We start from the raw sequence: 14,379 nt of genomic DNA, 5'->3' as shown, positions 1-14,379 counted from the left end.
CCCGCGCGAGGCGACCACCATGGACCCGCAGCAGCGACTGCTCCTGGAGACCTCCTGGGAGGTCTTCGAGCGGGCCGGCATCGACCCGACCACGCTGCGCGGCAGCCAGGCCGGTGTCTTCATCGGCACCAACGGCCAGGACTACATCTCGCTGTTGGGCGAGGGTCAGGAGGGCATGGAGGGCCACCGGTTGACCGGAACGGCCACCAGCGTGCTGGCCGGACGGCTGTCCTACACCTTCGGCCTGGAGGGCCAGGCGGTCTCGGTCGACACCGCCTGCTCGGCCTCGCTGGTCGCCCTGCACCTCGCCGTTCAGGCGCTGCGCAACGGCGAGTGCACGATGGCGCTGGCCGGCGGTGTGACCGTGATGTCGACGCCCGACCTGTTCATCGAGTTCAGCCGCCAGCGCGGTCTCTCCATCGACGGCCGGTGCAAGGCCTTCGCCGGTGCGGCCGACGGCACCGGCTGGGGCGAGGGCGCCGGCATGCTGCTCGTGGAGCGGCTCTCGGACGCCCAGCGCAACGGACACCCGGTGCTGGCGATCGTGCGCGGTTCGGCGGTGAACCAGGACGGTGCTTCGAACGGTCTGACGGCGCCGAATGGTCCCTCGCAGCAGCGGGTGATCCGGCAAGCGCTTTCCAGTGCCGGGCTGACGGCCGATCAGGTGGACGCGGTCGAGGCGCACGGCACGGGCACCAGGCTCGGTGACCCGATCGAGGCGCAGGCGCTGCTGGCCACCTACGGGCAGGAGCGGCCGGCGGGCCGTCCGCTGCTGCTCGGTGCGGTGAAGTCGAACATCGGGCACACCCAGGCGGCCGCCGGTGTCGCGGGCGTGATCAAGATGGTCATGGCGATGCGGCACGGTGTGCTGCCGCCGACCCTGCACGTCGATGAGCCGACGCCGCAGGTGGATTGGTCGGCGGGCGCGGTCTCGCTGCTGACCGAAGCGACCACGTGGCCTGAGACCGGCGCGCCGCGCCGGGTCGGCATCTCGGCCTTCGGTGTCAGCGGGACCAACGCGCACACGATCCTGGAGCAGGCGCCTTCGGGCGAGCCGGAGCCGGTCGTCGAGGCGACGGTGTCGCCGTCGGTGCTGCCGGTGCTCCTCTCCGCGAAGAACGACGCCGCGCTGCGCGCCCAGGCACAGGAACTGCTCGCCCAGGTCGACGCCGACGAGGCGGTGCGCCTCGCCGACCTCGGCTACTCGCTCGCCACGACGCGCGCGGCCTTCGAGCAGCGCGCCGTGGTCGTGGCGGGTGAGCGGGATGAACTGCTGGGCGGTCTGCGCGGGTTGGTGGCGGGGGAGTCGGCGGTTCAGGTGGTCGTGGGTTCGGTGGTGGAGGGTCGGACGGCGTTCCTGTTCACCGGTCAGGGCAGTCAGCGGGCGGGGATGGGCGCGGAGTTGTACAGCGCTTTCCCGGTGTTCGCGGATGCGCTGGATGAGGTGTTCGCGCATCTGGACCAGTACTTGGATCGGCCGCTGCGTGAGGTGATGTTCGCCGCTGAGGGCGAGTTGCTGAACCAGACGGGTTACACGCAGCCGGCGTTGTTCGCGGTCGAGGTGGCGCTGTTCCGGCAGGTCGAGGCGTGGGGTCTGCGCCCGGACTTCCTGGCGGGTCACTCGATCGGTGAGCTGGCGGCTGCTCACGTGGCGGGTGTCCTGTCGTTGGCCGATGCGGCGAAGCTGGTGGCGGCGCGTGGTCGTCTGATGCAGGCGCTGCCGGCCGGTGGCGCGATGGTGGCGGTCCAGGCGGCTGAGGACGAGGTGCTGCCGCTGCTTACGGACGAGGTGGGCATCGCCGCCGTCAACGGGCCGTCGGCGGTGGTGCTTTCGGGTGCCGAGGCGGCTGTCCTGGAGGTGGCCGCGCAGCTGGCGGCTGGGGGTCGCAAGACCAAGCGCCTGACCGTGAGCCACGCGTTCCACTCGCCGCTGATGGACGGCATGCTGGCCGAGTTCCGGTCGATCGCTGAGGGGTTGACGTTCAACGCGCCGCAGCTGCCGATCGTTTCGACGCTCGACCAGTCCGCCGATCTGACCTCGCCCGAGTACTGGGTGCGTCACGTTCGCGAGGCCGTCCGCTTCCGCGACGCCGTCGAGACGCTGGAGCGCGAGGGTGTGCGCACCTTCCTGGAGCTGGGCCCCGACGGCGTGCTCTCCGCGATGGGTCAGGACTGCGCTACCGCCGGGGAGAGCGCCTTCACGCCGACCCTGCGCGCCGCCCGCCCCGAGGCCCGCGCGCTGACCACCGCCCTGGCCCAGGGCTTCGCGCGCGGCCTGGCCGTGGACTGGTCGGCGGTCTTCACCGGCACCGGCGCCCGCCGGATCGACCTGCCCACCTACCCCTTCCAGCGCCAGCACTACTGGCCCGAGCGCCCGTTCGCCACCACCGGTGACGTCACGGCCGTCGGCCTCGCGCTGGCCGGCCACCCCCTGCTCGGCGCGGCCGTCTCGCTCGCCGCCGCCGACGGCTTCCTCTTCACGGGCCGGCTCTCGGTGCAGTCGCACCCGTGGCTCGCGGACCACGCCGTGATGGGTTCGGTGCTGCTGCCGGGCACCGCCTTCGTGGAGTTGGCGATCCGGGCCGGCGACCAGGTCGGCTGCGAGGTCCTGGAGGAGCTGACGCTGGAGGCCCCGCTCGTTCTCCCCGAGCACGGTGGCGTCCAGCTGCAGCTCTCGGTGGAGGCCGCCGACACGTCGGGCCGCCGCGTGGTCAGCCTGCACTCCCGGCCGCAGGACGCGCTCGGCGTGGAGCCGTGGACGCGGCACGCCACCGGTCTGCTCGCGCCCGGCTCGGTTGTTGAGCCGTCGTTCGAGCTGACCGAGTGGCCGCCGACCGGCGCGACCGTGGTCGGCGTCGAGGACCTGTACGAGCGGCTGGCCGCCGCCGGCTTCGGCTACGGCCCGGTCTTCCAGGGCCTGCGCGCCGCCTGGCGCCTGGGCGAGGACGTCTACGCCGAGGTCCGGCTGCCGGAGGCCGCGCATGGCGATGCCGCGCTCTTCGGCCTGCACCCGGCACTGCTGGACGCCGCGCTGCACGCGGTGGGCCTGGGCAACCTGCTGGAGACCGACGGCGGCGGGCGGCTCCCGTTCGCCTGGAACGGTGTGACCCTGCACGCGGCCGGAGCGTCGGCGGTGCGGGTGCGGATGTCCCCGGCGGGCCGCGACACGGTGTCGCTGGTGCTGGCGGACGAGTCGGGTCGACCGGTCGCCTCGGTCGGCTCGCTGGCGATGCGCGAGGTGTCCGAGGAGCAGGTGCGCGCTGCCGGTGGCGGGTTCACGGACTCGCTCTTCCGGGTGGCGTGGCAGCCGCTCGCGGTGCCGGCCGGGTCGGCCGGCCGCTGGGCGGCACTGGGCGCAGCGACGTTCGGTGCGCCGGCTTTCGTCGATCTGGCGGCGCTGGGTGCGTCGGTGGACAGCAGCCTGACCGCGCCCGAGGTGGTCTTCCTCGCACTGGACGCGGGCACCGAGACTGACACTGCGTCAACTGTCCGGTCTGGCCTGCACGGTGTGCTCGCGGTGGTCCAGGAGTGGCTGGCGGACGAGCGGTTCGCCGACTCCCGCCTGGTGCTGGTGACCCGGGGCGCGGTGGCCGCCGACGCGAGCGGAATCAACGACCTGGCGCACGCTCCGGTGTGGGGCCTGGTGCGCTCTGCGCAGTCGGAGAACCCCGGCCGGTTCGTGTTGCTGGATCTGGACGGCGAGGAGGCGTTCGGCTCGCTGCCCGGCGCCCTGGCGTCCGGCGAACCGGAGTTGGCGATCCGCGCGGACGAGGTCCTGGTGCCCCGGCTGGCCCGGGTGGCCGCCGCCGTGGAGTCGGCGCCGGTCTTCGCCGCCGAGGGCACGGTCCTGGTGACCGGCGCGTCCGGCCTGCTGGGTGGTCTGGTGGCTCGCCACTTGGTGGCGGAGCACGGGGTGCGCAGCCTGCTGCTGGTCTCGCGGCGTGGTGCGGATGCGCCGGGTGCGGCTGAACTGGTGGCTGAGCTTGCTGAGTTGGGCGCCGTCGCGACGGTGGCCGCCTGCGATGTGGCGGACCGTGACGCGCTGGCCGAGCTGTTGGCGGCGCATCCGGTGTCGGCGCTGGTGCACACCGCCGGTGTGCTGGATGACGGAATCGTCTCCTCGCTCACCCCCGAGCGGCTCGACACCGTCCTGCGCCCGAAGCTGGACGCGGCGCTCAACCTGCACGAACTCACCAGCGACCTGAGCGCGTTCGTGCTCTTCTCGTCCGCCGCCGGTATCTTCGGCGGACTCGGCCAGGGCAACTACGCCGCCGCGAACGTTTTCCTGGACGCCCTCGCCGCTCGGCGCCGTGCCCAGGGCCTCACCGCCACCTCGCTCGCCTGGGGCGCCTGGGCGAACGGCGGCATGATCGGCAGCCTCGCCGAGGTCGACGTCCAGCGGATGAGCCGCGGCGGCGTCCAGGGCATGACGGCCGCCGAGGGCCTGGCGCTGTTCGACGCCGCGTGCGCCGTCGACGACGCCATGCTGGTGCCGATGCGTCTCGACCTGACCGCTCTGCGGGCCGAGGCCGTGGCCGGCACGCTGCCGCCGCTGCTGCGCGGGCTGGTCCGGGTGCCGACCCGACGCGCCGTCGAGGCCGGCCCCGCTGGTGCGGCGGCCGGCTCCTCCCTGGCACGGACGCTGCTGGCGCTGGCGGCCGGTGAGCGTGAGGCCGCGCTGCTGGAGCTGGTCTGTGGCCGGGTGGCGGCTGTGCTGGGTTACGCCGATGCGAGTGCGGTGGAGTCGAGTCGGGCGTTCAAGGAGTTGGGTTTCGACTCGCTGACCGCCGTCGAGCTGCGCAACGAGCTGAACGGTGTGACCGGTCTGCGGCTGCCCGCGACGCTGGTCTTCGACTACCCGAGCCCGCTGGCGCTGGCGTCCTTCCTGCTCGCCGAACTGCTCGGCGACGACTCCGAGTCGGCGCCGACCGTGCCGACCACGGTCGTCGGCGATGATCCGATCGCGATCGTCGGCATGGCCTGCCGCTACCCGGGCGGCGTCGAGTCGCCCGAGGATCTATGGCAGCTGGTCTTCTCCGGCGCGGACGCGATCTCCGGGTTCCCGGCTTCTCGTGGCTGGGACCTGGACGGTCTCTACCACCCGGACCCGGACCACCAGGGCACCTCGTACGTCCGGGAAGGCGGTTTCCTGCACGACGCGGGCCTGTTCGACCCGTCCTTCTTCGGCATCTCGCCGCGCGAGGCGCTCGCCATGGACCCGCAGCAGCGTCTGCTGTTGGAGACCTCGTGGGAGGCCATCGAGCGGGCCGGCATCGACCCCGCCAGCCTGCGAGGTAGCCGGACCGGCGTATTCGCCGGTGTGATGTACCACGACTACGCCAGTGGCATCAGCGAACTGCCCGAGGGCGTCGAGGGACACATCGGCACCGGAGTCTCGGGCAGCATCACCTCGGGCCGGGTCTCCTACACCCTGGGCCTGGAGGGCCCGGCGGTCACGGTGGACACCGCGTGCTCCTCGTCGTTGGTCGCGCTGCACTGGGCGATCCAGGCGCTGCGCAACGGCGAGTGCACGATGGCACTGGCCGGTGGCGTGGCGATCATGTCCACCCCGGAGGTCTTCGTCGACTTCAGCCGCCAGCGCGGCCTGTCGACCGACGGGCGCTGCAAGGCGTTCTCGGACGATGCGGACGGCACGGGCTGGGGCGAGGGCGTCGGCATGCTGCTCGTCGAGCGGCTCTCCGACGCCGAGCGCAACGGCCACCAGGTGCTGGCGGTGGTACGTGGCTCGGCGGTGAACCAGGACGGCGCCAGCAACGGTCTGACCGCGCCGAACGGGCCGTCGCAGCAGCGGGTGATCCGGCAAGCGCTCTCCAGCGCTGGTCTGACGGCTGATCAGATCGACGCGGTGGAGGCACACGGGACGGGGACGCCGCTGGGTGACCCGATCGAGGCGCAGGCGCTGCTGGCCACCTACGGCCAGGAGCGGTCTGCGGACCAGCCGTTGTGGCTGGGTTCGTTGAAGTCGAACATCGGTCACACGCAGGCGGCGGCGGGTGTGGGCGGCATCATCAAGATGGTGATGGCGATGCGCAATGGTGTGTTGCCGCGGACGTTGCATGTGAACGAGCCGTCGCCGAAGGTGGATTGGGCTTCGGGTGCGGTGGAGCTGCTGACCGAGGCGCGGGAGTGGCCGCAGCATGGTCGGCCGCGTCGTGCGGCGGTGTCGTCCTTCGGCATCAGCGGCACCAACGCCCACGTCCTCCTCGAGCAGGTTCCGGTGGTGGAGCCGGCTGCTGCTGCCGCCACCGGCCCGGTGCCGCTGGTGTTGTCCGCGAAGAGCGGTGCGGCGTTGGAGGGGCAGGCGGCGCGGCTGCTCTCGCTGCTGGCGGAGCGGCCGGACGCGGGCCTGCTGGACGTGGGCCACTCGCTGCTGGCGTCGCGGTCTGCGTTCGAGCACCGGGCGGTGGTGGTCGCGGGTGACCGCGAGGCGGCGGTGCGCGGGCTGGAAGCGCTCTCCTCGGGTGAGGTCGCGGCGGAGGTCGTGCGCGGTGTGACGGGGTCGGCGGGGAAGGTGGCGTTCGTCTTCCCGGGCCAGGGCTCGCAGTGGGCGGCGATGGCGGTGGAGTTGCTGGAGAGCTCGCCGGTGTTCGCGGAGCGGATGGCGGAGTGCGCGGCGGCGTTGGCGCCGTTCGCGGACGGCTGGTCATTGTTGGACGTGGTGCGGGGCACGGCTGGTGAGGCGTGGTTGGAGCGGGTGGATGTGGTCCAGCCGGTGCTGTGGGCGGTGATGGTGTCGCTCGCGGAGGTGTGGCGGGCGGCGGGTGTTCGCCCGGCTGCGGTGATCGGTCACTCGCAGGGTGAGATCGCGGCTGCGGTGGTGGCTGGTGCGCTGTCCTTGGAGGACGGCGCGCGGGTAGTGGCGTTGCGCAGCCGGGCGATCGCGGGTGGGTTGGCGGGGCTGGGCGGCATGGTGTCGGTCAACTTGCCGGTGTCCGATGTGCGTGAGCGGCTTGCGGTGTGGGGTGAGTCGCGGATTTCGGTGGCGGCGGTGAACGGGCCGTCGTCGGTGGTGGTGTCGGGTGAGCCGGCGGCGCTGGACGAACTGCTGGCGTCGTGTGAGGCGGACGGGGTTCGGGCGCGGCGGATCCCCGTCGACTACGCGTCGCACTCGGCGCAGGTGGAGTCGATCCGCGCTGAGTTGCTGGAGTTGCTGGCGCCGGTGCGGCCGCGCGCCGGGCAGGTGCCGCTGCGCTCGACGGTGACCGGCGAGCTGGTGGACGGCTCGGGCATGGACGCCGAGTACTGGTACACCAATCTGCGCACGACGGTGGAGTTCGAGGGGGCGGTTCAGTCCTTGCTGGCGGACGGCTTCGGGACGTTCGTCGAGGTCAGTGCGCATCCGGTGTTGGCGATGGCGGTGCAGGAGAGCATCGAGGCCGGCGAGCGGGACGCGGTGGCGTTCGGGACGCTGCGTCGCCACGAGGGCCGTCTGGAGCGGCTGTTCGCCTCGCTGGCCGAGGCGCATGTGCGCGGCATCCGGGTGGACTGGGACGGGTTCCTGGCCGATCGTGGCGCGCGGCGGATCGAGCTGCCGACCTACGCCTTCCAGCGCGAGCTGTTCTGGCTGGAGGCGATGGCGCCGGTGGCAGCCATCGCGCCGGTCGACCAGCTGGACGCGCGCTTCTGGGAGGCGGTCGAGAGCGAGGACTTGGACGCGCTGGCCGCGACCCTGGAGGTCGAAGGCGGCAGCGAGCTGAGTGCCGTGCTGCCGATGCTGTCGGCCTGGCGCCGGCAGAGCCGCGAGCAGTCGACCGTGGACGCGTGGCGCTACCGGATCAGCTGGCAGCCGGTGGCGGACGCGGGTTCGGGTGTGCTGTCGGGCAGTTGGCTGGTGGTGGTCCCGGCCGGTCAGGCCGAGGACCCGGCGGTGGCCGGCGTGCTGGCGATGCTGACCGGGCGCGGCGTGGACGTCCGCCAGGTCACGGTTGCCGACGCGGAGCGCGGCCTCATCGCCGCCGGCCTCCAGCAGGCAGCGGGCGAGGACCGGATGGCCAGCGTGCTCTCGCTGCTGGCGCTGGACGAAGTGGACGCTGTGGCCGGTTCGTTGGCGTTGGTGCAGGCGCTGGGTGATGTCGAGATTGGTGCGCCGCTGTGGTGTGTGACGCGGGGTGCGGTGTCGACGGGTCGCTCGGAGCGGTTGGTGAGTGCGGTGCAGGCCCAACTGTGGGGCCTGGGTCGGGTGGTGGCATTGGAGCACCCGGACCGTTGGGGTGGTCTGGTGGACGTCCCGGAGATGCTGGACGATCGGGCGCTGTCCCGCCTCGCGGGTGTGCTGGCCGGAGCGGGGGGTGAGGACCAGGTCGCGGTTCGTGCGTCGGGGGTCTTCGGTCGCCGGCTGGTGCGGGCGCCGCGTGGTGAGGCGGTGGCGTGGAGCCCGTCGGGGACGGTGTTGGTGACGGGTGGTACGGGTGCGCTGGGTGCGGAGGTGGCGCGTTGGCTGGTGGGCAACGGCGCTGAGCGTCTGCTACTGACGAGCCGGCGTGGCCTGGAGGCGCCGGGCGCGGTGGAACTGCGCGATGAGCTGGTGGGGTTGGGCGCGGAGGTGACGGTCGCGGCGTGTGATGTGGCGGATCGTGAGGCGTTGGCCGCGCTGCTCGCGGAGCGGCCGGTGTCGGCGGTGTTCCACACGGCGGGTGTGCTGGACGACGGAGTGGTGGACGGTCAGACGGCGGAGCGGTTCGCGAGTGTGGCTCGTCCGAAGGTGGACGCGGCGCTCAACTTGCATGAACTGACCGATGGTTTGAGTGCGTTCGTGCTGTTCTCGTCGATGGCGGGTTCGGTCGGTAGTGCTGGTCAGGCCAACTACGCTGCGGCGAACGCGTTCCTGGACGCGTTGGCGGAGCAGCGGCAGGCTGACGGTCTGCCGGCTACCTCGATTGCTTGGGGTGCTTGGGCTGAGGCGGGGTTGGCGACGGAGGAGGTGGTCGCTGACCGGCTGCGCCGCGATGGTGTGGTCGGGATGGCACCGGCGTTGGGTATCACGGCGATGCAGCAGGCGCTGGAGAACGGCGACGCCGCCGTCACCATCGCAGCCGTCGACTGGGACAAGGTGGCGGCCGAGACGGCCGCCGTCCGCCCGAGCAAGCTGTTCAACGAGATCCCCGAAGCTCGAAAGGTCATGGAGGCCGCGCTTGCGCCGGCCGCTGCCGCTGACGGAGAGTCCTCGCTGATGCGCCGTCTGGCGGGGCTGTCGTCGGTGGAGCAGGGTCGGGCGTTGCTGGAGTTGGTGCGGGCGCAGGTGGCGGCCGTGCTGGGGTACGCGGACGGCAGTGCTGTCGAGGGTGGTCGGGCGTTCAAGGAGCTCGGGTTCGATTCGCTGACGGCGGTCGACCTGCGTAACCGGATGAACGCGGCGACCGGTCTGCGGCTGCCGGCGACGCTGGTCTTCGACTATCCGTCGGCCACCGCGCTGGCCGAGCACCTGCGCTCCGAACTGCTCGGCGCGCAGCCGGTGACCACGGTCGTCCCGGCCACCTTCGCCGCCGCGGCCGATGACGAGCCGATCGCCATCGTTGCCATGAGCTGCCGCTTCCCCGGCGGTGTCAGCACCCCCGAGCAGCTGTGGCAGCTGCTGCTCTCCGGCGAGGATGCGATCGGCGGGTTCCCGACCGACCGTGGCTGGGACATCGAGCACCTCTACCACCCGGACCCGGACCACCAGGGCACCACGTATGCCCGTGGCGGTGGATTCCTGGACGGCGTCACGGAGTTCGACTCGACCTTCTTCGGCATCTCGCCGCGCGAGGCACTGTCGATGGACCCGCAGCAGCGCCTGCTGCTGGAGACCTCCTGGGAGGCGTTCGAGCGGGCCGGTATCAACCCGACCAGCCTGCGCGGCAGTCAGGCCGGTGTCTTCATCGGCACCAACGGCCAGGACTACGCCAACCTGCTGGTCGACGGCCTGGAGGGGGTGGAGGGCCACCGGCTGACCGGGACGGCCACCAGCGTGATCTCCGGACGGCTGTCCTACACCTTCGGCCTGGAGGGTCCGGCGGTCTCGGTCGACACCGCCTGCTCGGCCTCGCTGGTCGCGCTGCACATGGCGGTTCAGGCGCTGCGCAACGGCGAGTGCTCGCTGGCGCTGGCCGGTGGTGTGACGGTGATGTCGACGCCTGACCTGTTCGTGGAGTTCAGCCGCCAGCGCGGCCTGTCGGCCGATGGCCGGTGCAAGGCCTTTGCGGGTGCGGCCGACGGTACGGGCTGGGGTGAGGGTGCGGGCATGCTGCTCGTGGAGCGGCTCTCCGACGCGCAGCGCAACGGGCACCCCGTGTTGGCGGTGGTCCGCGGTAGCGCGATCAACCAGGACGGTGCTTCGAACGGTCTGACGGCGCCGAACGGCCCTTCGCAGCAGCGGGTGATCCGGCAAGCGCTCTCCAGCGCGGGGCTGACGGCGGACCAGGTCGACGCGGTGGAGGCGCACGGCACGGGCACCAGGCTCGGTGACCCGATCGAGGCGCAGGCGCTGCTGGCCACCTACGGGCAGGAGCGGCCGGCGGGCCGTCCGCTGCTGCTCGGTGCGGTGAAGTCGAACATCGGGCACACCCAGGCGGCCGCCGGTGTGGCGGGCGTGATCAAGATGGTCATGGCGATGCGGCACGGCGTACTGCCTCGTACTCTGCACGTCGATGAGCCCACCTCGCACGTGGACTGGTCGGCAGGAGCGGTGGAACTGCTCACCGAGACGACCGACTGGCCGCAGACCGGCGCCCCGCGCCGGGTCGGCATCTCGGCCTTCGGCATCAGTGGCACCAACGCGCACACGATTCTGGAGCAGGCGCCTTCGGGCGAGCCGGAGCCGGTCGTCGAGGCGACGGTGTCGCCGTCGGTGCTGCCGGTGCTCCTCTCCGCGAAGACCGATGCTGCGCTGCGGGCTCAGGCCGAGCGGTTGCTGCCGGTTGTCGCGGATGCCGACATCGCTGATCTGGCGGTGTCGTTGGCGACGGGTCGGGCGGCGCTGGAGCGTCGTGCGGTGGTCGTGGCGGGTGAGCGGGATGAACTGCTGGGCGGTCTGCGCGGGTTGGTGGCGGGGGAGTCGGCGGTTCAGGTGGTCGTGGGTTCGGTGGTGGAGGGTCGGACGGCCTTCCTGTTCACCGGTCAGGGCAGTCAGCGGGCGGGGATGGGCGCGGAGTTGTACAGCGCTTTCCCGGTGTTCGCGGATGCGTTGGATGAGGTGTTCGCGCATCTGGACCAGTACTTGGATCGGCCGCTGCGTGAGGTGATGTTCGCCGCTGAGGGCGAGTTGCTGAACCAGACGGGTTACACGCAGCCGGCGTTGTTCGCGGTCGAGGTGGCGCTGTTCCGGCTGGTTGAGGCGTGGGGTCTGCGCCCGGACTTCCTGGCGGGTCACTCGATCGGTGAGCTGGTGGCCGCGCATGTCGCGGGTGTCCTGTCGCTCGCCGATGCCGCGAAACTGGTGGCGGCGCGTGGTCGTCTGATGCAGGCGCTGCCGGCCGGTGGCGCGATGGTGGCCGTCCAGGCGAGCGAGGACGAGGTGCTGCCGCTGCTCACGGACGAGGTGGGCATCGCAGCCGTCAACGGGCCTACGGCGGTGGTGCTTTCGGGTGCCGAGGCGGCTGTTTTGGAGGTGGCCGCGCAGCTGGCGGCTGGGGGTCGCAAGACGAAGCGTCTGACCGTGAGCCACGCGTTCCACTCGCCGCTGATGGAGCCGATGCTGGCCGAGTTCCGGTCCATCGCTGAGGGGTTGACGTTCAACGCGGCGCAGCTGCCGATCGTTTCGACGCTCGACCAGCAGGCCGACCTGACGTCCCCCGAGTACTGGGTGCGTCACGTTCGCGAGGCCGTCCGCTTCCGCGACGCCGTCGAGACGCTGGAGCGCGAGGGTGTCCGCACCTTCCTGGAGCTTGGCCCCGACGGCACCCTCTCCGCGATGGGTCAGGACTGCGCTACCGGCGAGGAGAGCGCTTTCCAGCCGACCCTGCGCGCCGCCCGCCCCGAGGTCCGCACGCTGACCACCGCCCTCGCCGCGTTGCACGTGCGCGGCCTGGAGGTGGACTGGTCGGCGGTCTTCACCGGCACCGGCGCCCGCCGGATCGACCTTCCCACCTACGCCTTCCAGCGCCAGTCGTACTGGCCCGAGCGACTGCCCGCCGCCACCGCACCCGGCGCGAGCCGGACCGCAGTGGACAGCACGGACGCCCGCTTCTGGGAGGCCGTCGAGAGCGAGGACCTTTCCGTGCTGGCCGCCACCCTGGAGGTGGACGCCCACGACGCGCAGTCGTCGCTGAGCGCCCTGGGCCCGGTGCTGCCGGTGCTGGCGGCCTGGCGACGCCAGCAGCGTGAGCAGTCGCTGGTGGACACCTGGCGCTACCGGGTCGACTGGAAGCCGCTGGCGGCCGAGCCGACGGGCTTGCTGACCGGCACCTGGCTGCTGGTCGTCCCGGCCGCGCGGGCCGCCGATGGCTGGGTGTCCGCCGCCGACCAGGCCCTGGCCGACGCCGGTGCCCAGGTCCGACGCCTCACCATCGACACCGCGTGCGACCGCGCCGACCTGGCCGAGGAGTTGCGCACCGCGACCGCCGAGACCGGCGGCCTCTCCGGTGTGCTCTCGCTGCTCGCGCTGGACCAGGAGCCGCACCCGACCCACCCGGTGCTGCCCGCCGGGCTCGCCGCGACCGCGGTGCTGACCCAGGCGCTCGGTGACGCGGGTGTCGGCGTGCCGCTCTGGTGCGCGACCACCGGTGCGGTCCAGACCGGTCCTGCCGACACCATCGGCAACCCCGCGCAGGCCCAGATCTGGGGCCTGGGCCGGGTGGTGGCGCTCGAGCACCCGGAGCGCTGGGGTGGTCTGGTCGACCTGCCGGTGGCAGCCGACGAGCGCGCGGCCGACCGTCTGGCCGCCGTCCTCGCCGAAGCCACAGCTGGAGCCGGAACCACAGCCGGAGTCGGCACCGCCGGCGAGGACCAGCTGGCGATCCGCCGCTCGGGCGTCCTGGTCCGCCGGCTGGCGCGGGCCGGCCGGCCGCAGGCGTCCGTGCCGGCCTGGAAGCCGCGCGGCACGGTGCTGGTCACCGGCGGCACCGGGGCGCTGGGCGCCGAGGTGGCCCGCTGGCTGGCCCGCAACGGTGCCGAACACCTGGTGCTCACCGGGCGACGCGGCGCCGATGCCCCCGGAGCCGAGGAACTCCAGGACGAGCTGGTCGAGTTGGGCGCCCGAGTCACCCTGGAGGCGTGCGACGTCGCCGACCGCTCGGCCGTGGAGGCGCTGCTCAAGCGGCTCACCGCGGAGGAGTACGACGGCATGCCGCTGCGCGCGGTCGTGCACGCGGCCGGTGTCACCCAGGACACCGCGCTGACCGACAGCGACCTGGGCGAACTCTCCTGGGTCATGGACGCCAAGGTCTCCGGCGCGATCCACCTGGACGCGGTGCTCGGCGACACCGAACTGGACGCCTTCGTCCTCTTCTCCTCGATCGCCGGGGTGTGGGGCAGTGGTGGCCAGGCGGGCTACGCGGCGGCAAACGCCTTCCTGGACGCGCTCGCCGAGCGGCGCCGCGCGGCCGGCCTGGTGGCCACCTCGGTGGCCTGGGGCCCGTGGGGCGAGATCGGCATGGCGGCCGAGGACCCGCAGGCCGCCGACCAGTTGCGCCGCCGTGGCCTGCGGGTGCTGGCCCCGGAGCTCGCGATCACGGCCCTGCAGCAGGCACTGGACCACCAGGAGACGGCGCTGACCGTCGCCGACGTGGACTGGGCGCTGTTCGCCCCGGCGTTCGCAGCGGCCCGGCCGCGCCCGCTGATCGACGAGGTCCCCGAGGCCCGCGAAGCCCTGGCGGACACCACGTCCGCCGGCGAGGGCGACGCGGCCGAGCAGTCGGCCGCGTTCCAGGAGCGGCTGCGGGCGCTGCCCGCCGCCGACCGGGACCGCGCCCTGCTGGACCTGGTCCGCACCGAGGTCGCCGCCGTCCTCGGCTACGCCGGGGCCGGCGCGGTGGAGGCCGAACGGGCCTTCAACGAGCTCGGCTTCGACTCGCTCACCGCCGTCGAACTGCGCAACCGGCTCAACGCGGCCGGCGGTCTGCGCCTGCCGACCAGCCTGGTCTTCGACTACCCGAACCCGAAGGCGCTGGCCGAGTACCTGGGCGCGGAGCTGGTGCCCGATGCGGCCGACGCCGCCGCGCCGGTGCTGGCCGAACTGGACGCGCTCGACCGGTCGCTGGCCGCGATGGACTCCGACGACGCCGACCGGGCCCGGGTCACGGCCCGACTCCAGGCCCTGATGGCGAAGTGGAACGCGACCGAGGAAGCGGCCGACAACGCCGAGAACGACGAGCTGGCGAACGCGTCGGCCGACGACCTCTTCGACATCATCAGCCGTGAATTCGGCCGGGACTGAGGCGACCG

At 72.5% G+C, this 14,379-nt stretch carries 1 protein-coding gene (only partly in view); it reads left to right on the top strand.

Going from position 1 to position 14,379, the window contains the following annotated elements:
• Positions 1–14,371 carry the final stretch of a type I polyketide synthase gene (locus ABH937_RS00515; RefSeq protein ID WP_370216734.1) on the top strand. 21,164 nt of this gene lie to the left of the window's left edge, so 14,371 of the gene's 35,535 nt are visible here — the last part of the coding sequence; the start codon falls outside the window, past its left edge; the stop codon is at positions 14,369–14,371.
• Positions 14,372–14,379 lie beyond the last annotated feature (8 nt).

It is taken from the genome of Kitasatospora sp. GAS1066B, assembly GCF_041262605.1.
In the GTDB taxonomy this organism is placed as follows: domain Bacteria; phylum Actinomycetota; class Actinomycetes; order Streptomycetales; family Streptomycetaceae; genus Kitasatospora.
This window is presented reverse-complemented; position numbering and strand designations above follow the sequence as displayed.